At 62.5% G+C, this 20376-nt stretch carries 25 protein-coding genes; 22 read left to right on the top strand and 3 right to left on the bottom strand.

Annotation, left to right across the window (positions count from 1 at the left end; genetic code table 11):
* The first annotated feature begins 184 nt into the window (after nt 1-184).
* The 4 genes from nifA to AC1RMF_RS17500 all read left to right on the top strand — a co-directional run bounded on the left by nifA (nt 185) and on the right by AC1RMF_RS17500 (nt 4198).
* Complete coding sequence (gene nifA / locus AC1RMF_RS17515; RefSeq protein ID WP_493143140.1) at nt 185-1876, top strand: nif-specific transcriptional activator NifA; 1692 nt, start codon at nt 185-187, stop codon at nt 1874-1876.
* A gap of 231 nt (nt 1877-2107) precedes the next feature.
* Nucleotides 2108-2380: a hypothetical protein gene (locus tag AC1RMF_RS17510; RefSeq protein WP_493143138.1), complete on the top strand. Its 273-nt coding sequence runs from the start codon at nt 2108-2110 to the stop codon at nt 2378-2380.
* Nucleotides 2381-2503: 123 nt separating this feature from the next.
* Nucleotides 2504-3427 carry a hypothetical protein gene (locus AC1RMF_RS17505; RefSeq protein WP_493143137.1) on the top strand — a complete coding sequence of 308 codons (924 nt, stop codon included), beginning with the start codon at nt 2504-2506 and terminating at the stop codon, nt 3425-3427.
* Nucleotides 3428-3550: 123 nt separating this feature from the next.
* The gene (locus AC1RMF_RS17500) at nt 3551-4198 is read left to right on the top strand and encodes a hypothetical protein (RefSeq protein WP_493143135.1); all 648 of its coding nucleotides are present in this window, start codon (nt 3551-3553) and stop codon (nt 4196-4198) included.
* A 90-nt stretch (nt 4199-4288) separates the two neighbouring features.
* Here the strand turns inward: AC1RMF_RS17500 and AC1RMF_RS17495 are convergent, their stop codons facing one another.
* The 3 genes from AC1RMF_RS17495 to AC1RMF_RS17485 form a co-directional block, all read right to left on the bottom strand.
* Nucleotides 4289-4543: a Txe/YoeB family addiction module toxin gene (locus AC1RMF_RS17495; RefSeq protein ID WP_493143133.1), complete on the bottom strand. Its 255-nt coding sequence runs from the start codon at nt 4541-4543 to the stop codon at nt 4289-4291.
* Complete coding sequence (locus AC1RMF_RS17490; RefSeq protein ID WP_493143132.1) at nt 4540-4791, bottom strand: type II toxin-antitoxin system Phd/YefM family antitoxin; 252 nt, start codon at nt 4789-4791, stop codon at nt 4540-4542. Before AC1RMF_RS17490 ends, AC1RMF_RS17495 begins: the two co-directional genes overlap by 4 nt.
* A gap of 154 nt (nt 4792-4945) precedes the next feature.
* The gene (locus tag AC1RMF_RS17485; RefSeq protein ID WP_493143131.1) at nt 4946-5650 is read right to left on the bottom strand and encodes a DNA helicase; all 705 of its coding nucleotides are present in this window, start codon (nt 5648-5650) and stop codon (nt 4946-4948) included.
* Nucleotides 5651-6066: 416 nt separating this feature from the next.
* Between AC1RMF_RS17485 and AC1RMF_RS17480 the strand changes: the two genes are divergently transcribed.
* From AC1RMF_RS17480 to AC1RMF_RS17395, 18 genes are all read left to right on the top strand, one after another.
* On the top strand, nt 6067-7128 hold the full coding sequence (locus tag AC1RMF_RS17480; protein WP_493143129.1) for an ethylbenzene dehydrogenase-related protein: 1062 nt from the start codon (nt 6067-6069) through the stop codon (nt 7126-7128).
* Nucleotides 7129-7409: 281 nt separating this feature from the next.
* Entirely contained in the window at nt 7410-8990 is a 1581-nt protein-coding gene (gene nifB / locus AC1RMF_RS17475) for a nitrogenase cofactor biosynthesis protein NifB (protein WP_493143127.1), read from the top strand.
* A 33-nt stretch (nt 8991-9023) separates the two neighbouring features.
* Nucleotides 9024-9218, top strand: a complete 195-nt coding sequence (locus AC1RMF_RS17470) for a 4Fe-4S dicluster domain-containing protein (protein WP_342619286.1) — start codon at nt 9024-9026, stop codon at nt 9216-9218.
* A 28-nt stretch (nt 9219-9246) separates the two neighbouring features.
* Entirely contained in the window at nt 9247-9651 is a 405-nt protein-coding gene (locus AC1RMF_RS17465; RefSeq protein WP_342619285.1) for a HesB/IscA family protein, read from the top strand.
* A gap of 12 nt (nt 9652-9663) precedes the next feature.
* Nucleotides 9664-10227 carry a hypothetical protein gene (locus AC1RMF_RS17460; RefSeq protein WP_493143125.1) on the top strand — a complete coding sequence of 188 codons (564 nt, stop codon included), beginning with the start codon at nt 9664-9666 and terminating at the stop codon, nt 10225-10227.
* Nucleotides 10224-11063, top strand: coding sequence for a 4Fe4S-binding leucine-rich repeat protein (locus tag AC1RMF_RS17455; protein ID WP_493143124.1), 840 nt, complete (start codon nt 10224-10226; stop codon nt 11061-11063). Before AC1RMF_RS17460 ends, AC1RMF_RS17455 begins: the two co-directional genes overlap by 4 nt.
* On the top strand, nt 11056-11415 hold the full coding sequence (locus tag AC1RMF_RS17450; RefSeq protein WP_342619282.1) for a nitrogen fixation protein NifZ: 360 nt from the start codon (nt 11056-11058) through the stop codon (nt 11413-11415). The genes AC1RMF_RS17455 and AC1RMF_RS17450 overlap by 8 nt, the downstream gene beginning before the upstream one ends.
* Nucleotides 11415-11702 carry a nitrogen fixation protein NifZ gene (locus AC1RMF_RS17445; protein WP_342619281.1) on the top strand — a complete coding sequence of 96 codons (288 nt, stop codon included), beginning with the start codon at nt 11415-11417 and terminating at the stop codon, nt 11700-11702. The genes AC1RMF_RS17450 and AC1RMF_RS17445 overlap by 1 nt, the downstream gene beginning before the upstream one ends.
* The gene (locus AC1RMF_RS17440; protein ID WP_493143122.1) at nt 11699-12049 is read left to right on the top strand and encodes a DUF3024 domain-containing protein; all 351 of its coding nucleotides are present in this window, start codon (nt 11699-11701) and stop codon (nt 12047-12049) included. Before AC1RMF_RS17445 ends, AC1RMF_RS17440 begins: the two co-directional genes overlap by 4 nt.
* An 11-nt stretch (nt 12050-12060) precedes the next feature.
* Nucleotides 12061-13224: a cysteine desulfurase family protein gene (locus AC1RMF_RS17435; protein ID WP_493143120.1), complete on the top strand. Its 1164-nt coding sequence runs from the start codon at nt 12061-12063 to the stop codon at nt 13222-13224.
* Nucleotides 13224-13442, top strand: coding sequence for a putative nitrogen fixation protein NifT (nifT, locus tag AC1RMF_RS17430; RefSeq protein ID WP_342619278.1), 219 nt, complete (start codon nt 13224-13226; stop codon nt 13440-13442). Before AC1RMF_RS17435 ends, nifT begins: the two co-directional genes overlap by 1 nt.
* 2 nt (nt 13443-13444) lie before the next feature.
* Nucleotides 13445-13702: a hypothetical protein gene (locus AC1RMF_RS17425; RefSeq protein ID WP_342619277.1), complete on the top strand. Its 258-nt coding sequence runs from the start codon at nt 13445-13447 to the stop codon at nt 13700-13702.
* A 2-nt stretch (nt 13703-13704) separates the two neighbouring features.
* Nucleotides 13705-14868: a DegT/DnrJ/EryC1/StrS family aminotransferase gene (locus AC1RMF_RS17420; protein ID WP_493143118.1), complete on the top strand. Its 1164-nt coding sequence runs from the start codon at nt 13705-13707 to the stop codon at nt 14866-14868.
* A gap of 8 nt (nt 14869-14876) precedes the next feature.
* Complete coding sequence (locus AC1RMF_RS17415; RefSeq protein WP_493143115.1) at nt 14877-15716, top strand: SIR2 family NAD-dependent protein deacylase; 840 nt, start codon at nt 14877-14879, stop codon at nt 15714-15716.
* A 54-nt stretch (nt 15717-15770) separates the two neighbouring features.
* Nucleotides 15771-16058, top strand: a complete 288-nt coding sequence (locus AC1RMF_RS17410; RefSeq protein ID WP_342619274.1) for a 2Fe-2S iron-sulfur cluster-binding protein — start codon at nt 15771-15773, stop codon at nt 16056-16058.
* Nucleotides 16059-16073: 15 nt separating this feature from the next.
* Entirely contained in the window at nt 16074-17711 is a 1638-nt protein-coding gene (locus AC1RMF_RS17405; protein ID WP_493143113.1) for a flavin monoamine oxidase family protein, read from the top strand.
* 7 nt (nt 17712-17718) lie between these two features.
* A complete protein-coding gene (locus AC1RMF_RS17400; RefSeq protein WP_493143111.1) occupies nt 17719-18084 on the top strand; it encodes a hypothetical protein in 366 nt (121 codons plus the stop codon).
* A gap of 129 nt (nt 18085-18213) precedes the next feature.
* Complete coding sequence (locus tag AC1RMF_RS17395; RefSeq protein WP_493143110.1) at nt 18214-20352, top strand: carboxy terminal-processing peptidase; 2139 nt, start codon at nt 18214-18216, stop codon at nt 20350-20352.
* Nucleotides 20353-20376: the final 24 nt, after the last annotated feature.

Raw genomic sequence — 20376 nt, 5'->3', positions numbered from 1 at the left:
TGAGCCGCAAATTTGTTGTTTTTGTTTGCCGTGTCCTCACATGTGTGGGAATTGTTGTCATGTTTGTCACGAAGCGGCAGTTGGCAACGGCGGGACCATTTTCGAAACACCCGCGGGCGCGTTTCTTGCATCGCACAAAACCTCAGATGTGCAATGCCCCAGATCACGTCAACCGGAGTTCAGCATGGTGAATACACAGTCAATCGAATCACGCCGCGAGCTCAACGCAATCTATGAAGTCAGCAAGACCTTGGCTACGTCGCTGGACGTGAACAAGACGTTTCGTGAAGCGCTGAACTATCTGCTGCATGCTTTTGATTGGCGCCGTGCATTTGTGGTGCTGGGTGAGTCTGACGGCAAGCTGAACGGCCTGTGCGCCGTCGGCCTCACACGCGAAGAGCAGCAGCGCCTGCAGTTCCAATCCAACGAAGGCATTGTCGGCCGCGTCTTTACCAATGGCCACCAGGTGCTGGTGCCCGACGTGCGCGCCGAGCCGCTGTTTCTCAACCGCACCGGCGGTGCCGACCAGAGCCCCGGCGTGGCGGTGGCCATGCTGGTCACCCCCATTCGCGCAGACCGCCAGACCATTGGCGTGCTGGCGGTGGACTGCCTCAACCCGGGTGAGAAGCGCGCCTTTGCGAACGATTTGCAGTTACTCAAGATGGTCGCCACGCTGATGGGCCAGGCGCTGCTGCTACATCGCAACGTGAGCGTCGCGCACGACAACCTGCAGGACGAAGTGCGGCGCATGCACAAGGTGCTCAAGCCCGGCAAACAGATTCCGCATGTGGTGGGCAACTCCACCCCCATGCAGGAAGTCTTTGCACAAGTTCACAAGGTGGCCGGCACGCGCACCACCGTGCTGCTGCGCGGCGAGAGCGGCACCGGCAAGGAGGTGATCGCACGCGCCCTGCACAACCTCTCCAACCGCAAGAACGAGGTGTTCGTCAGCGTCAACTGCGCGGCACTGTCCGAATCGCTGCTGGAGAGCGAGCTGTTCGGCCACGAGAAGGGCGCCTTCACCGGTGCCCAGGCCACGCGCAAGGGCCGCTTTGAGCTGTCCCACGGCGGCACCCTGTTTCTGGACGAGATCGGCGAAATCTCCATGGCCTTCCAGGCCAAGCTGCTGCGCGTGTTGCAGGAGCGCGAGTTCGAACGCGTGGGCGGCTCCACGCCGGTCAAGGTGGATGTGCGTCTCATCCTGGCGACCAACCGCAACCTGGAACGCATGGTCAAGGCCGGCGAGTTCCGTGCCGACCTGTACTACCGCATCAACGTGGTCAGCATCCAGCTGCCACCGCTGCGCGAACGCCGGGAAGACATTCCGGCCATGGCCCAGCATTTCCTGGAGCGCTTCAACCGCGAGAACGAGCGCACGGCGCAGTTCAGCCCCACCGCCATCCGCGTGCTGAGCAATTGCTACTGGCCCGGTAACGTGCGCGAGCTGGAGAACTGCGTGGAGCGCACCGCCACCATGGCGCAAGGCGACCTCATCACCGACCTGGCCTTCCCCTGCAAGGAAAACCGCTGCCTGACCCAGGTGCTGCACCACATCGAACGCGAAGAGGTGGTCATCAGCCCGCGGCTGGTGGACATCCCGGTGGTGGAGATCCCCACCGGCGCCCCAGCCGCCCCGTCAGCACCGCCCCTGCCGGCGCGCTCGGAGGCCGCACCTGCGGACGGAGATGACGTGGCGGTGGCAGAGAGCTCCGCATCCGACAGCGATGGCAAACCCGAAGGCGAGCGCGAACGCCTGATCTGGGCCATGGAGCGCTGCGGCTGGGTCCAAGCCAAGGCTGCCCGCCTGCTCAAGATATCGCCACGGCAGATGGGCTATGCGCTGCAGAAGAATGGGATTGAGGTGAGGAAGTTTTGACGTTGCTTTGACTCACCCGAATGGGGGATGGCTAGGCCGTGGATAGAGGGGCAGAATGGGTGGAACCAGTTTGCGGTGTTTCACAGATTTTTATATCTGTATACAACTCCCTGTATTGGCTGTAACGCAAGACTGTAAGCCACTTTCGGGAGTGTTGAATGTCCAGTTTATCGAGCAGAAGCAGAGTTATGGAGCAAGGTGTGCTCTATATATTACGTTAGGCTTCACGACATGGGACTTCGCCAACATTTCCGATTTGCTGCACAGTCAGAGACACTGGTTGAGGAACTTCTCCGTAGCCTTGGGGCGGCGGCACCTCTTGATGAGGAGCGTGAGCGATTCCTGTTCATCAATCCGCCAGATCAACCGCCTTTTGAGTTCCACTGCGTCATTGTTCAAGGGGGCATTGACGTGGATCGATCAGGTGAATACTTCGAGTTCTTGGGCATCTTCATCGAAGCATTAACGGGCGAGTTCGGACAAGTCACCGTGGAAGATGTGTAGTGACCAATCCTGCCTCCGATCCCCAGCCTAACATTGCGTTGCAGCTGACGCCAACAGCTTCGCTGTTAGTCCCCTCCGCTGCGCTCCGGCGCCGCTGAACTTGGCGTTAGACCACCTAAGCACATGTCGCGCAAACCACCGCACATCGAGCGCCAACTAATTCTGGCGAAGGACCATCGAAGGAAGTACGGTGCACGTGTGCTGTTCCAAGTGCAGCGGTCCGCATACATCGGCGAACTTGAGAACGTCTCCTTGCTTCTTCCGGGCGGCGGAATCGCGACGATACGGCCCGCTCACGTTCGGGATTGGGAGGGTGGGAAGCGATATGAGATCGATGTAGTTGGCTTTCCCAAGGCCAGCGAAGCTGAAGACGCCGGAATGCAGGTGGCGCAAGCGCTTCTTGTTTGTGCTGTCAGCCTGAACTTCGGCCTGCGCTTGAGCTACATATCGCATGAACCACCATCGGTCTACGACCGAACCGCAAGCACCGGCTCGATGATGTCAGGCGAGGCCTATTCCTCTTGGCCTCAGAGCGTGGTCCTTGAAGAGTTTGAGCGCGCATTTCTCGCCACTCCTAGAGACAGAAGGCTGCTTCTCTCGATGGAGCTCTTTGCTGCAGCGTCTCTTGAGTCAAACGACAGGGCTCGTTTTGTCATGGCAGTCTCTGCGCTTGAGCCCCTAGCTGAACAAGTTGACTTGGGACCAGAGGTTGCAGCTGCAGTCGATGCGCTTTGCATCGCTCTCAAGGCGGATGTGTCGGTGCCAGTTCACTTGCGTGACTCACTTGGTGGGCGGCTCCTGCAACTGAAACGGGAATCGGTACGCCAGGCGCTAAAGCGACTTTGTGGGCGTTGGTTCCCAGGCGATTCGAATGCATGGACGGTACTTGATCGCGCCTATGGTCTCAGGAGCGAGCTTCTCCACGAGGGGCGACCGAACGACCTTGACATACTGCTGGTGCAAGAAACACAGATTGTTAGCAGCTACTTGCGCCGGATCTATGAGCACGAATATGGTCATCCGTTTAAGTTTCCACCGGTGGCCTAACCAGTCGGTCGAGGCGAGGCCCAACGGCAAGCCAGGCCAGCCACTTCCAGATTGTGCGCATCATCCTTCCAGCGGCTGGCCCGTCTCGCCGTCGGTTCCGCCTCACCTCGAACGGTAGGCAGCATGGCCCTCATCTCACTTCAGGTTCCAATCGTCGACGAAGCTGGAAGCTCACGGCTCGCTGAAATCCAGGTCGAGGCCACCTTCGACGACGAAGAACTCGTCCTCTTGCGACGCTATGTTCGATACGTGAGTCGACTTCGAACGTGCACACTGCTCATGCGCGGGATGTCAGGGTTCAAGGGTCTCAGCTACGACTCATCGGGCGTCAGCATACGGGCCGGCGATTGCACTGACCCCGAGCTCCACGAACTGCTCCACGTCCTTCGTCCAATGACTCTCGAAGATGAGGCGGCAAGCTTCTCTCGGATTGCGGCGCTTGTTGCTCGCCGGATTGACCACCCGACGCTACGGGCCTCGCTGAAGCTGGCACGCCGCATCTTCAAGGACGGCGAAATGAGCTTGTTCTTTCAGGTGCATGTTGGCGGTCAGCCCCTCTTCGCAGAGTCTCTGCTCAGGACTTGGCTCAATGGCACTCAGTACCACACCGACGATGAGAAAGAGGAAGCGTGGAACCGGCTTGAGCAGGCACTTGGCGAACCCAACGCTCGGGCCGTCGTCGTCTCGCAACTCCATGGAAAGGTAACGACGATACTTACCCTCGACTACATCGCACAGCGAATCTTGGGTGCGCAGAACGATGCTGCCTAACAGGTTGGTCAACCGGTCTGCCGAAAACATGCCTTCGCGTTTCTGCTATCTGCCTCGCGCGGTGTCCGGTTACTTTCCCCGTTGGGCGTCTCAGTAATGGAAACGCAATTGAGCTATCTGAAGTTGGTCGTCTTCAAGCCGATACACCATACGGTGCTCGTCCGTGATCCGGCGTGACCAAAATCCCGAGAGGGCATGTTTCAGTGGTTCGGGTTTGCCGATGCCGCTGAACGGTTCTCGCTGGGTCTCGCGAATCAGTTTGTTGATCCGCTCGACCATCTTCCTATCCTGCTTTTGCCAATACAGGTAGTCTTCCCATGCCTCGTCAGCGAAGACTAGCTTCACTTGGCCAACTTCCGCTCAACGCCCTTCCCTGCGTTCAGCTGCGCCGTTGCCGCAAGAATGCGTTTTGCGTTCGCGGGTGTGCGCAGAAGGTACGCGGTTTCTTCCAGCGCCTTGTAGTCTTCGAGCGAGAGCATCACAACCGACTGCTCTCCGTTGCGCGTGATGATCAACGCTTCGTGGTCGTCGCAAACGCGGTCCATCGCACTCGCCAAGTTCGCACGAACCGCCGTGTAGGTAATCGCATCCATTTCGGGGCTCCTTATATGTACGCATTACTGTACAGCATTGTCGGCCGCTTGTCCAATGCTGACCGCCTGACGCCCACCCTCCTCCGGTCGGTTACGTCGAACATTGAGGCTGTAAAAAACATCCGGCACAACAAGCACCTGAGGCGCGGTGGGTTTATCCCATAAGCACCGCGCCCCTGTGCAAGAAACACGTTTTGTCAAACAGTCCCAGGTCCAGCGGGTTGGGCAATCGCACATCCGCAAGAGTCGGCACGGGCTGCGTCACTGCGTCAAAGGTGCGGTCTATCTGCGATAGGAAAACCATAACCAAGCCACGCTCCCGCGCAAATTCCTTGAGCGCCTGGACTTGCTCGGCCAGCGGCGGATTCTCGCGCCGTTGGTCCAGTATCTGGAGGTAGTCGATGACAGCAACAGTTCCGCTTTCGGCGCTGGAGAGCTGTTCCATGATGTAGCTGGCGCATATCGCGTCGGCGTTGTCAAAGCGGAACCGTTCGGGGATGGCGGTGGGCGCTTCGCCCAGCGTCTGCATGCCGCCCAACAGGTCAGCGGCGGTCCACTCCAGTGTGAAGAACCAGCCGCTGCGTCCGGACTTCGCGGCGGCAATGGCGAGGTCCAGGCCCAGTAGGGTCTTGCCCTGGCCGGGGCGGGCGCCAAGCAATACCAGGTCGCCGGGTTCCAGGCGGGAGAGCAGTTTGTCGGTAGGGCTCTCTGTGGCCAGTTGCGCTGCCAGCAGGCTCCAGCTGGCAAAGCCTTCCTCCTGCGCGACGCGGTCCAATGCCGCGTGCAGCGGAATGTTCTTCTCTTTGGAAAGTTCTTTTGCCAGCCTCTTCAGGCGGTAAACGGGAGCGGATAGTTTCATGGTCAAACCTCGTGTTGCGAGCCTGTGTCGCAATCCCTCCTTATGCGTCTGGCCCGAACATGTGGTTTGCGGATGTGGTGAGTGCCCTGCATGTTGCGTGCTTTCCCGTTGGAGGGGGGAGGCTTGGACGATAGCCAGAGCCACATTATGGACGCTGCTGCGTCTGAATGAGTTCAACCCATATTGAATTTCATCGCACCCCGCTCAATCGCTCAGCCATGCCTTCTCCAAAGGTAATTCGCATTGGTTATGAGCTACGTACGGAGCAAACCCGCGCATATCAAGCGCTGCGATGCGCTATTTGGTGATTTGGATCAATTTAATTTCTGATTGAAGAACCATAGTTGGGTGGTCTTCCTCGCACCGGCTTGGCAGGTATGCGATCAAGAAGTCATATTTCAACGAAGGAGCTAAAGATGAAAACCAAGTTATTCAGTGCCGTTATGGGGGCCGCGTTGCTGGCCTTGGCAGGTTGCCAAGCTGTGCAAGACAAGGTGTCGCCTGATTCATTGGTGGCCACATTCACCAACGCCGCACCGGTCTTGGCAGCGGGTGCGGCTGATCCGGTGTGGGCCAAGGCCAGCGCCCTGTCCACCACACTGACTGGCGGTGTCAATTTTGGAGCCAAGCCAGGAGAAAAAGGCGAGACCACCGTCACCTTGAAAGCCGCCTACACCGCAGACACCCTGTTCATGCTGATCCAGTACAAGGACCCAACCAACTCGGTGCGCCGCTTCCCGTATCAAAAGCAGGCCGATGGCTCCTGGAAGAAGCTGGTTGATCCGGCTGACAAGGGGGGCGATGACAATATGTATTACGAAGACAAATGGGCCATGCTGTGGCCTATCAATGAAGAAACTGCCAAGCCCTTTGCCAAGGAAGGCTGTGCCATGGCTTGTCATGAAGGGCAGGGCAAACCGTTTGGCAACAAGTACACCAACTTGCCTGGACAAATGCTGGACATGTGGCACATGAAGGGGGTGCGCACGGCGCCATGGGGCTTGGTGCACGATCAGTACACCGATGACACCCGCTACGATGCAAAGACCGCACCCAATGCCGGTCGCAAAGGTGACCCAGGCCCTAGTGAATACACCAACATTGCCCTGGTCAATGGGAAACCTGCGTTCATGAACCGAAACGGCTTGGCCGCCAATGCAGGCGGCACCTACTACATCAAGAAGGGCGATGAAGTGCCGTTTGACGACAGCAAGTTCAAAGCAGGCGATGAGGTGGCTTCCATCATCATCAACTCGCAGGCTGGCACCGATGCGGGTGACATCAAGGTGGCTAACAGCTATGGCAATGGCATGCACACATCGGTGATCAGCCGCAAACTGGTGACCGGCAGCAAGTTCGATGTGCAGTTCTCCGATATGAACGCACGCTATGGATTTGGTTTCGCAGCCTTTGACAACGCCCAGGTTCGCCACGCCACATCCGACGATGCGATGTTCCTGGTATTCGGTAAGAAGTAAGCACAGGTCGGGTAGTGGCGGCTAGCCGCTACTGCCCGGCTACCTGCTGCTGTCAGTTGGAGCTTGCTGTGCGGAGTGGCGCTTAACTCCCACGAGCCGCCCGGATTTGCCTGTGTCACCTTTGTCGCATCACTGACAGCAACCCCCGCAAACCCGGCACACACCCACCCGTCCCGTGTGCCACTTCCTACAAACTTCCGGCAAAAAAGGTCGTTTTTGTATGGCATGGATTTAGCTATTAACCCCTTGTGCGGCCATCGTTGGCTGCGAGAAGGGTCTCCATGCAAGCGACATCTTATGTAAGCATCGGCCAGATTAAAACCCTGGGTGCCAAGTTTGAATTGCCCGCCAGCGGTGGCGGCTGCGGCACCCACGGTGGAGAAGGAAAAGCCAGCTGCGGCTCGTCCGACGGACCCGATGACATGCCCCAGGCCATCTGGGACAAGGTCAAGAACCATCCCTGCTATTCCGAAGAAGCCCACCACCACTTTGCCCGCATGCATGTGGCCGTGGCGCCTGCCTGCAACATCCAGTGCAACTACTGCAACCGCAAGTACGACTGCTCCAACGAATCGCGCCCCGGCGTCGTCTCGCAAAAGCTCACGCCCGAGCAGGCCGTGAAAAAAGTGGTGGCCGTGGCCAGCGAGATTCCGCAGATGACGGTGCTGGGCATTGCGGGCCCGGGTGACGCGCTAGCCAACCCGGCCAAGACCTTCCAGACCTTCCGCATGCTGCAGGAGCAGGCGCCTGACCTGAAGCTCTGCATCTCCACCAACGGCCTGGCCCTGCCCGACCACGTGGATGAAATCTGCAAGTACAACGTGGATCACGTCACCATCACCATCAATATGGTGGACCCCGCCGTGGGCGAAAAAATCTACCCCTGGATCTTCTGGGAACACCGCCGCGTCACCGGCTACGAGGCGGCCAAGATCCTGCATGAACGCCAGATGCTGGGCCTGGAAATGCTCACCGCCCGTGGCGTGCTGACCAAGATCAACTCGGTCTTGATCCCCGGCATCAACGACGAGCATCTGATTGAAGTGAACCGCGAAGTGAAGAAGCGCGGCGCCTTCCTGCACAACATCATGCCGCTGATCTCCGAAGCCGAACACGGCACCGTGTTTGGCCTGACCGGTCAGCGTGGCCCGACTGCTTCTGAACTCAAAGCCGTGCAGGACGCCTGCATGGGCGGCGCCAACCTCATGCGCCATTGCCGCCAGTGCCGCGCCGATGCGGTGGGCCTGCTCGGTGAAGACCGCAGCGAAGAGTTCACCCTGGACAAGCTGGAGCAGATGGATGTGGTCTATGACCTGGACAAACGCAAGTCCTACCAGGAACAGGTGGAAGTCGAGCGCCAGGCACAGCACGCTGCCAAGCAGCAAGCTTTGGCTGAAGCCAGTGCCATCACGGTGGGCGATGACCTCAAGGTCATGGTGGCTGTGGCCACCAAGGGCGGCGGCCGTGTCAACGAACACTTTGGCCACGTGACCGAGTTCCAGGTGTTTGAAGTGTCCGCAGCGCAAGCGCTGTTTGTAGGCCACCGTCGTGTGGACCAGTACTGCCAGGGCGGCGCGGGTGACGACGAGCAACTGCCATCGGTGGTGCGCGCCATCAACGATTGCCATGCGGTGCTGGTGGCCAAGATCGGCGCCTGCCCCAAGGACGAATTGCTGCAGGCCGGTGTGGAGCCGGTAGACCAGTACGTGGGTGAGTTCATTGAAAAAGCCGCGCTCGACTGGTTCAACGATTACCGCGCCCGCATTGCCAGCGGCGCCGTGGTGCACCAGGCCCGTGGTGACGCGCAGATCCGCCAGGGTGCCTACACCAACCTTGGCAACAACGCTGCACTGGCAGCTTGAGTACCCGTTTTTTCAACCCACTGGAGACCGACCATGGCCCACAAAATCATTGCCTCCACCTGCACCGCCTGTTCCGCCTGCGAACCCGAGTGCCCCAACGTTGCCATCCGTGAAAAGAATGGCACCTATGTGATCGACCCCAAGAAGTGCACCGACTGCGTCGGCCACTTCGACACCGCCCAGTGCGTGGCGGTGTGCCCGGTCGATGGCTGCATCGTCAAGGCCTGATTCTTATTCCTACGGAGACTTCACCACCATGCTGCCCACTGTCACCATCACCCCCGCTGCGGCGAAATTCATCAACCGCATCGTGCGCTTCTCCGGCCTGCCTGCAGGCGCGGGCCTGCGCCTGTCGGTGACGCCGGGCGGCTGCTCCGGCTATTCCTCCGAGTTCAGCGCCGAAGCCGCGCCGCAAGGTGGCGAGCAACTGCTGGAAACCGGCGGCGTGCGTCTGTTTCTGGGTGCTGAGAGCCGGCTGATGCTCAACGGCATCACCATCGACTTTGTGGAAACCGCCACCCAGTCCGGCCTGTCGTTCATTGACCCCAACAAGGCCGCCTGCGCCTGCAGCAGTGCCGAGAGCGCACCCCAGGTCGGCGTGACCAAGATCGACATCGGGTCGATTGGCCGGGGCCGTCCGGCCCCCGTCGTCGCCTCCTGATCGCGCGCTGCCATGACTGCGGACAGCCTGCGCTTCGGTGACGACCTGGCGGCATTTGCTGACAGCGTCATCGGCTCAGGCCTGAGTCCGCAGGTGCGCAGCCTGATCGAGCAGGCTGCCACGTTGTACGAGTCACCTGCGCAGGCACTGGCACTGCTGGAGCAGGCACGCGCCGCCGCGCCCAGCCACCCGGCGCCGCTGATTGCGCTGTACCGTTTCTTCTTCTACGGCCACCAGCTGGATAAGGCCCGGGCCGTGGGGGAAGACGCACTGGCCATTGCGCGTACCGCGCTGGGCCCCAACTTTGGCGACGAGCCGCCCAGCGACGATGCCACCCGGCATGACGCTGCGGTGCGCTTCTACCTGTTTGCGCTCAAGGGCTTGGCCTATCTCAATATGCGTCTGGGTGACATGGACGAAGCGCGCCTCATGCTCGCCGGTCTGCGCCGCCTGGACCCCAAGGACCATGTGGGCGGCGGACTGCTGGCCCATGTGCTGGCGCGCCATGAAGCCGGTGGGCCCACCGACACCTCGCCGGAATACCCGGCACGCGGCTGGGGCGCGACCACACCATGAACGCCACCGCCGACATGCCCGTAGAGCCGCTTGTCCCCAAGCGCTCCGTGCGCGCGCCGCAGGACGACATTCCGGCCCAGCACTGGCAGGGCGGTCCGGTGCACTGCGGCAGCTGCACCTATGCACACCTGCGTGCGCTGGAAGGCCGCAATGGTTGCGAGCCGGGCTATGCCTGCATGCAGGATGTGTACGCCCGCCGCATAGACCGCTTTTTTCGCTGGCACCCGAATCTGTGTGACGAGCAGTTGGCCCATCCCTACTTTGAAGTGCGCGCCATTGCTGCGCGTTTTGCCAGTGTGTTCCGCCTCACCGCCCTGATGGACGACCCGGATGAAACCGTGCGCCTGCAGGTTGCACTGCGTCTGCCCATGAGCCAGTTGCTGCGCATGGTGAACGACCCCCACCGCGAGGTGCGCATCCGCGTGGCCCAGCGCCTGGCGCCGCATGACCTGGCCGCCTTGCGCAACGACCCCGACTACGGCGTGCGCGAGCTGGTGGCGCTGCGCCTGCCGCTGGCACTGCTGCCCACCATGGCGGCTGATGCCGACCGCGCCGTGCGCATGCGCGTGGCCCGGCGCCTGGAAATGCCCGCGCTGCTGCGCATGGCTGACGACAGCGAGGCCGAGGTGCGTTGCATCGTTGCCGCGCGCCTGCCTGCGGCGCTGCTGTCGCGCCTGGCAAATGATGCCGACTGGCGCGTGCGTTTTGAAGTGGCCGAGCGTGCCGACACCGCCACGCTGCGCGCCATGCAGGAAGACGCCGATACCGAAGTCCGCCGCATGGTGCAGGAGCGCCTGGCACTGCCCTGCGGCCCGCAAGGAGTGCCCCATGGCTGACATCAACCGCGACAGCGATGAAATCGAACTGGCCTCGCCGCCGCGCTTCTCCTATGGCGAGCGGGTGATTGCGCGCTCCGTGGTGCGCAACGACGGCACCTACAACGGCCGCGACATTGGCGAGGTGCTGGTGAACAAGGGTGAGATCGGCTACGTCATCAACATCAACACCTTTCTGCAGCAGTTCTACATCTACGCGGTGGACTTCGTGGAGTCCGGCCACCGCGTGGGCATGCGCGCCAAGGAGCTGTGCACGCTGGACAACCTGCCCGAAGAAGTGCTGGCGCAGCTCGGCGAAAAAGCCACTGCTTTACAAACCCTGGGCTCCGCCCAAACCACCAAGGAGTCGTGATGAGCACCATGCCCGGAATGGATATCCGCGAACCTGCCTATGCCTGGGGCCAGCGTGTGATTGCGCTGGACGACCTGATCAACGACGGCAGCCACCCCGAGCGCGCCGAAGACGCCTTGCTGGCTGCGCGCGGTTCGGTGGGTGAGATCGTGAACATTGGCCACGCCGAAGAAATCAATGAGCCGGTGTACCTGGTGCAGTTTGCCGACTGTGTGGTGGGCTGCCTGGAGATTGAGCTGGTGCCGGCGCCTGCCGGGCTGTTGCCAGAGACGGAGGAGCCGCTGTGACTGCGGTCAACGCGCATGCCGCTGCCAGCGGTGCCGTCGTCATGAACCTGACGCTGCACCGCCTGGAGCGCGCCTTGCGCGAGCGGGTGCGCTACCGCTATGTGCGCCCGCAGGTGCTGCAGGAGGGTGATGCCTTTCGCATCCAGAGCCCCAATTGCTCGCGCAAGATCGACCCCAGCGGCGGAGTGATCGACATTGCCCTGCTGGTGCCGCACGAGGCCAACCGCTGGTGCCTGTGCTCGCGTGACCATGCCAACGCCAGTTGGGAGCCCCAGTTGCAGAACGCGGAGCTGGACGCCGCACTGGACCTGCTGTGCGTGGACCCTGATCGCCAGTTCTGGCCGTAAGCAGAACGACCATGATCTACCTCGACCACAACGCCACCACCCAGCCCGCGCCCGCCGTAGTGCAGGCAATGCTGCAGCAGATGAGCAGCATCTGGGCCAACACCTCGTCGCAGCACGGCCCGGGTCAGGACGCCAAGCGCGCCCTGGGTGCGGCGCGCGCCGTGGTGGCGCGTGTGCTGGGCTGCAAGGCGGTGGAAGTGGTGTTCACCAGCGGCGCCACCGAGTCCAACCAGATGGCGGTGCGCGGCTTGCTGGCAGCGGCAGAGCCCGTTCGCCGCCGCGTGCTGTTCAGCCGCGTGGAGCATTCGGCCCACCTCAAGCTGGCGCGTGCGCTGGCTGAGAGCGGCGTGCAGGTGGACTGGTTGCCGGTGCGCGCCGACGGCACGCTGGATGTGGCAGCGGCCGCAGCCTTGATGGGGCCGGACGTAGCACTGGTCTCGCTGATGGCCGCCAACAACGAGACCGGCGTGCTCATGCCGTTTGAGGCGATAGGCCAGCTCGCGCAAAACGTCGGCGCCCGCATGCACGTGGATGCCACCCAGCTGATTGGCAAGCTGCCGTTTGACTTTGCTGCCAGCGGCGCCGATGCGGTGTCGCTGTCGGCGCACAAGTTCCATGGCCCCAAAGGCGTAGGCGCCTTGCTGCTGCGCCAGGGCACGGCCTTTGTGCCGCAAACACCGGGCAGCCAGGAGCGTGGCCGGCGCGGCGGCACCGAGAACCTGCCGGCCATCGTGGGCATGGCCACCGCGCTGGAGCGCCTGGGCGACCTGGAACAGCAAGCGGTCCGCATTGCCCAGCTGCGCGACGCGCTGGAGACCGGGCTGCAGCAAGCGCTGCCCACCACCCATGTCTGGAGCCAACAGGTGGCGCGCTTGCCCGGCACCAGTTACCTGCGCTTTGGCCAGTTGTCGGTGGACGTGGTGCTGCAGCGCCTGGACACACTGGGCGTGGCCGCCTCCAGCGGTGCAGCCTGCTCCTCCGGCGGCAGCGAGCCGTCGCATGTGCTCAAGGCCATGGGCGTGCCTGCCGACGAGGCGCTGGCCGCTGTGCGCTTCTCGTTGGGAAGTGACACCACCCACGGCGATGTGGGCTACCTGCTGAACAAACTGCCGCCCCTGCTGGCGCCGCTGCTGCGCGAAGAAACAACCACCCCATCCACCACCGAAAGTCCATGATGAAACTGATGATCCGCAAAGACAGCAAGGGCGTGCTGACCGGCTATGTGCCCAAGAAAGATCTGGAGGAGCCCATTGTTTCCATGGCCAACCCGGCGATGTGGGGCGGACTGGTGACGCTGGCCAACGGCTGGCAGTTCGAGCTGCCCGAGATGCCGGCCGACACGCCGCTGCCCATCACGGTGGAAGCACGCCGCCTGGCGCTCACGGACGAATGACCATGGTCACCCCCGAATACCTGCGCAACGCCAGTGAAGTGATTGGCGCCGCCCCCTCGCTGCGTGACGCCGCCGCCCTCTGGCGCGCCCGTGACCCCGCTATGCGCGTGGTGCTGGTCGATGCCATGGACATGCGTGACGAGACACCCGCGCTCAAGCTGGGCAGCCGCAATGTTTATCTGGCCAGCAGCAACGGTCACTGCTGGTCGGTGACGGACCGGGCAGATGAAGCCACCGCCCTCATCCTGACGCAAAACTAACTATGGAAGTCGACCTGATTTCCCTCTTCGAGCCCGAATGCGGCGCGCGCGAAATTGAACTGGTGAGCGCCGTGCTGGAGTCGGCGCGCTGGGGCGATGGTCCCATGTTGGATTCGTTCGAGCGGGCCTTTGCAGGCTGGGTCGGGCGCAAGCATGCGGTGGCGGTGGGCAGTGGCACGCTGGGTACTTGGATTGCCTTGCGCGCACTGGGCATAGGCCCGGGGGACGAGGTGATCTGCACCTCGCACACCTGGCACCAGGTGGCACAGGCCATCACCCTGTGCGGCGCCACGCCGGTGTTTGCCGACATCAACTACTGGACCGGCAGCCTCAGCCCCGAAAAGGCGGCGCTCAAGATCACGCCGCAGACCCGCGCTTTGCTGGCCGGCAACACCAACGGCCACCCGGCCGCCTGGGAACCCCTGCGCGCCCTGGCCGTGGCCCATGGTCTGGTGCTTATTGAAGACAGCACCGAAGCGCTGGGCTCGCGTTACCAGGGCCGCCAGGTGGGCACCTTTGGTGATGTGTCGGTGTTTGACTTCTCCGCACCCTGCGCCTTGTGCACGGGTGAGGGCGGCATGGTGGTCACCGACGACGACACGCTGGTGCATGAGCTGCGCTACCTGCGCCAGCGCCGACTGGCGGACCGCTCTTCGGTATCGGTCGGCTCGCGCGTGCCCTTGCAGGCGGGCATGAGTGAACTCACGGCTGCACTGGGTCTGGCGCAACTCGCCGGGCTGGATGACCGGCTCGATGCGCGCAAGCAGGTGGTGGCCTGGTACCACGACCAGATGCAGAGCTTTGAGGGCGTCAAGCCGCCCTACATCGGCGAGCATGTGGACGAGGTGCACTGGATGCTCTACGTGGTACATCTGGGCAAGCGCTTCTCCGGCAGCGCGCGCGCCCAGATGATCGATGACCTGCGCTCCTGCGGTGTGGAGACCGCTGCCTACAGCCACCCGTTGCACCAGCAGTTCTATTACATGAACGCCGCCGATGCCATTGGCCGACGCCGTGGCGTGCTGATTGATACCGACCGCATCGGCGACCGCGCCCTGGCGCTGCCGTTGCACACGCAGCTGGACGAAGAACAGGTTCAGTACATCGTCAAGACGCTCAAGGACACCGCCACGAATGTGGGCGCCGGTGCCGCTATTTACCTCTAAGGAACACCATGACCGATCTGATCCACACCATTGCCAACAGCCTCGACAGCGGCACGGTCATTCCCTATCTGGGGCCGGACATGCTGAGCCTGTGCAGCGACGTGCAGGTGCCCGCCACGCCACTGGCACTGGCAGAGAGCATGACCGCCAAGGTCAGCGTGCCGCACAAGATCCGCAAGCGCCTCACGCAGGCGGCGCAGTTCATCGAGAACTTCAAGCACCGCAAATCGGTGGTGCATCTGATGAACGAGGCCTATGCCACTACGCCCACACCTTCCGCGCTGCACAAGGCACTGGCAGGCAGTGCGGCGCAGCTGTGGGTGGACACCTGGTATGACGACACCTTTGCCAAGGCGCTTTCGCAAACACCGGGCGAGTGGACGCAGGTGCAAGGCCTGTCGCAGTCGGAGCACTTTGGCGACTGGGTGGCTGCCTATGGTAGCGATGGAAGCCTCTTGCCCGATATGCCCTCCACGGCCGAGCGCCTGCTCTACAAGCCGCTGGGCAGCCACAGCCCGGCATCCAACTACTTGGTGTCGGACAGCGACTTTGTCGAGGTGCTCACCGAGATCGATATCCAGACACCGATTCCGGCGGCGGTGCAGGCCTTTCGCAGCGGACGCAGCTTTTTGTTTCTGGGCTGCAGGTTTGACGACCAGCTCACGCGCTGCTTTGCACGCCAGATCATGAAGCGCTCCAGCGACCAGCACTGGGCGGTGCTGCCCGAAGAGCCCACCCGCATGGAGGCGCGCTTTCTGCAGGAGCAGAACATCACCCGCATTGCCATGCCGCTGGCGCAGTTTTCTGAAGCGCTGATTGCCGCGCTGCAGGTGGATGTCACCGCCTGAGTTTTTTTGTTCCGTTTTCTCAACCACCAATGGCCCCCGTGCCCGTTTGACACCATGACCACTCTCACCGTTCTTCCTTCCGGCAAATCCTATGACGTGGCTGCCGGCCAGAGCCTGCTTGCCGCACTGCAGTCTGTGGGCGAACCGATCAAGACCAAATGTGGCGGCGGCGCCAAGTGCGAAGCCTGCCATGTGATGGTGCCCGAGGGCCGCAAGAGCCTGTCCAAGATCCAGCGCGCCGAGAACGAAAAGCTCGACGGCATGGTCGGCGTTGCTTCGGCTTCGCGACTGGCCTGCCAGGCCATCCTGGGAGAAGAAGCCGTCACCGTGCAACTGCTCTAACCGCCACACCATGCCATGACAGAGCCTGTGCCGCTGCCAGTCGCCCGCAATGCGGAGCCGACCTGGGACGTTGCCATCGTCGGTGCAGGCCTGTGCGCCCTGGCCCTGGCGCGCACCCTGCATGCGCGCGGGCTCACGGTGCAGCTGCTGGAGGCGCGCGAGCGCTTGGGTGGTCGCGCGCTCACGTTGCAGTGCCCCGACACCGGTCAGGCGCTGGACCTGGGGCCGACCTGGTTCTGGCCGGAAACCGAGCCGCGTGTGGCCGCATTGCTGGCCGCGCTGAACCTGCCCGACTTGGCGCAACACGATCCGGGTGACGCGCTTTGGCTTACCGATCCCAACCGCGCACCCGAGCCGCGCCATGAGCCGGACGGTGTGCATGCCGGTGCCCGCCGCATCCAGGGCGGCGTTGCCGCGCTGGTGCAGGCACTGGCTGCGGCCTTGCCGCAAGACAGCATCCAGTTGGGCAGGACTGTGCGTGCTGTGCGCGACTGCGGCAATCGCGTGGAACTGGTCATGGCCCAAGGCCAGGTGGTGCGTGCCCGGCATGTGGTGCTGGCACTTCCACCCCGGCTGGCGCTGCAGCATCTGGAATTCCTGCCCGCCTTGCCCGAGCGTGTGACGCAGGCCATGCAGGACACTCCGACCTGGATGGCGGCACAGGCCAAGGCGCTGAGCACCTTTGCGCAGGCGTTCTGGCGCAGCAACGGTCAGTCGGGCAATGCCTTTGTGCGCCATCCGCAGGCCGTGCTGGACCCGGTGTATGACTGCTGCGCCCACGCTGGCGACGCGCCGCAGCCGGGCGCGCTGGGCGGCTTTGTGGCGCTGGATGCGGCGCAGCGGGAAAACTTCCAGCGCGGCCTGCCTCTGCTGCTGGAAAGCCAGCTGGCCCAGCTCTTTGGTGCAGAGGCGCAGCAGGGCCGCTTGTTTGTGCAGGACTGGGCGCTGGAGCCCTGGACCTGCAGCGCCCTGGACCTGGCACAACCGGGCGAGCCGCCGCAGGCTGATCCGCTGTTGCGCCAGCCTTTGTGGGGTGGCCGCCTGTATATGGGCGGCAGCGAAACCGCAGCGCATGGGGCGGGGCATATGGAGGGCGCATTGGAGTCTGCCGACCGCATGGCCCATGCCTTGCTGCGCGGGCAGATTGTTTCAGCCCATAGCAGCGAACACGGTGAGCGCCTGACCCGCGCCGCCGCCATAGGTGCATATTCTTGCGGTGTGGTAACGCTGCGCAACCTGGCGGCAGAGCGCTATCGCCAGCACCTCACGCGCTTGCTCGTGGCGCAGCAGACCGACATGCTGACCCAGCGCGCTCTGGTGGCCACGGTGGAGCAGTGCTACAGCGAAGCCCTCTCCCGCCTGGACCCGTTGCTGGAAAGCCTGGACGCCTCCCAGGCCGAAGTCGTGCAGGGCCGCCACGCACTGACTGCCGCCTTGCTGGCACCGTTTGAAGGCTGGAACAAGGAGTTGCTGGACCGTGCACTGGCCTTCAACGGCGCGTCCTGCGCGCTGTCCAACTTTGCCCAGGAACACCGGCCGGATGCCGAGACGGTACGTGCCATCACCCGCGACATGGCATCGGCCTGGCGCGAATTCGCCATCGAGCTCAACAGCCGGTTACTGCTGGCCGCCGAAGCCCATCTGCCGGCCTGAAACCCGCATGACCCCTATCCTGGAAAGCGCCCTGCTGGGGCTGATGGAACAAGCCGCAACCGCAGTGGCCACCCTGGTGGAAGACCTGTCGCGCGAGGAGCTGCTGCGCTCGCGTCTGACGCGGCGTGAGGTGCTGCGCCAGCTCGTGGTGCTGGCCGACAGCGCCCGCCAGGTAGATGCGACTACCCGCAGCGTGTTGCCGGAGCTGGACTGGAGCGGCTGGGACACCATGCGTACGCGCTTCGATCTGCCTGCGGGCGAGGCGCTGGATGAAGCCCTGTGGTTTGCCTGCGAGTCCTTGGTACCCGCCACCTTGCTGTGGCTGCGCTTCTACCAGCACAGCCAGCCTGCGCTGTTTCGCATGGTGCCCTGAGGCAAGGCGGACGGCCTGCGCTGCTTTACCGAATCTTTGTGATTCGCAGGCACTCCTATACACACAGCCTCCATACTGGCACTCAAAAGAGTGCCACCCCGGCATTCGCCCCATGGTAAAACCCTGCGCATGAAACTGAAACAAAGACTGTTGTGGCTGGTACTGGGCTTTGCGGCGCTTGCACAAGGCGCAACGCCCGATGTCGGCCTGTCCGCTCCGCCCACGCTGACCCCGGAACGCTACGAGGCGCAGGCCGCGCGCCTGGCCGCGGAGGTCCTGACGCGTTACCACTACAAGGCCATGGCGCTGGATGCCACCCTGTCCGGCAAGATCTTTGACCAGTATCTGAAGGCGCTGGACGGTGAGAAGTATTTCTTCGTGCAGGCCGACGTTGACCGCTTTGCCGCGCAGCGCAACCAGTTGGGCAACGCCATCCTCAAGGAAGATCTGAGCCTGCCGTTTGCCATGTTCAACTTGTATGAGCAGCGGGCGACCGAGCGCTTTGCGTACGCCAGAACCCTGCTCAAGCAGAGCATGGATTTCAATGCACATGAGGTGCTGGAGCTTTCCCGGGACAAGCTGCCCTGGGCGCAGAACGAAGCGGAAATACGTGATCTCTGGCGCAGGCGTGTCAAGAACGACTGGCTGCGCCTGAAGATCGCGGGCAAGGACAACGCCAGCATTGCCGACATCCTGGACAAGCGTTATGCGCATGCCATGCAGCGTATCTCCAAGGTCAAGGGCGAAGAGGCGTTTCAGACCTTCATGAACGCCTACACCATGTCGATTGATCCGCATACCAATTACATGGCACCCAGGGCAGCTGCCGAGTTCGATATTTCCATGCGACTTTCGCTGACTGGCATTGGTGCAACCCTGGCCGAGACCGAGGACTACACCGCCATCCGGGAACTGGTGGTGGGTGGGCCCGCAGGTCTGTCCGGGCAATTGCATGTGGGAGACCGCATTGTCGGCGTGGGGCAGGACACGGCCGGTCCCATGGTCGATGTCGTGGGCTGGCGCCTGGATGACGTCATTCAGTTGATTCGCGGACCCGGCGATACCGTGGTGCGGCTCGACATCCTTCCCGCACAGGCCGGGCCGGACGGAAGCCACAAGGTGGTGACCCTGGTGCGCAAGCCGATACGCCTGAGCGAGCAGGCTGCCAAGTCGTCGATCCAAACCGTCACCAAGGGCAGTGAGACCTACCGCATCGGCGTCATCACCCTGCCTTCGTTTTATGAGGATTTTGCCGCCAAGCAGGCTGGCAACAAGGACTACAGCAGTGCGACCCGTGATGTGGCCCGCCTGGTACAAGAGCTCAAGGCGCAACAGGTCGACAGCCTGCTGATTGACCTGCGCAACAACGGCGGCGGTTCACTCGCCGAGGCAATCGAGCTCACCGGTCTGTTCGTGGGCAACGGCCCGGTGGTTCAGCAGCGCAAGGCCAACGGCAGCGTCTCGGTGGAACGCGATGGGCAGGCCAAGGTCATCTGGAATGGTCCGCTGGGCATTCTGATCAACCACGGTTCGGCGTCGGCTTCCGAGATCTTCGCCGCAGCCATGCAGGATTACGGGCGCGGGCTGGTGATGGGGGACCCCAGTTTCGGCAAAGGCACGGTGCAGTCCATGGTCGATCTGGACGCCATTGCCAAGAATGGCAAACCGCGCTTTGGCGAGTTGAAGATGACGGTGGCGCAGTTCTTCCGCGTCAATGGTGGTACCACGCAGCTGCGTGGTGTGGTGCCCGACATCCCCTTGCAAGGCGGGACCGATGACGGTGATTATGGCGAGGCCAGCTATGACAATGCGCTGCCCTGGACGCAGATCAAGCCGGCAGACTTCGTGCCTACCAGTGACTTGCAGAGTATGGTCCCGGTGCTGCTGAAAAAGCATGAGATCCGGGTCGCCGTCGACGCGGACATGAAGCACGTGTTCGAGGACATCGCAAAGTTCAAGCAGGAGCGCAAGAAGAACACCATCTCTCTCAACGAAGCGGAACGTCGCAAGGAGCGCGATGCGCAGGAAGCGCGTCTGGCCTCCCGCACGGCTACCGACCAGTCGGCGAAGACGCCGGCGACCGATACCGTGGCCGCGTCCCGTGACGATGGACTGCTGCCCAACGAGCGCAGCCTTGCCAATTCGATCTCGGCGGAAAAGGCGCGCAAGGAAGCCAAGGATATTTTCCTGCTGGAGGCCGCACGCGTTCTGAGTGATGCATTGGATGTGGCCAAGACGGAACCGCGATTGGCCACCTCCCAGAAGTAGCCGTGCGTGGTGCTTTTTCGGATT

The organism is Rhodoferax sp. GW822-FHT04A08 (assembly GCF_058801025.1).
Note: the sequence above shows the minus strand (reverse complement) of the source record. Positions and strands in the feature narration are given on the sequence as shown.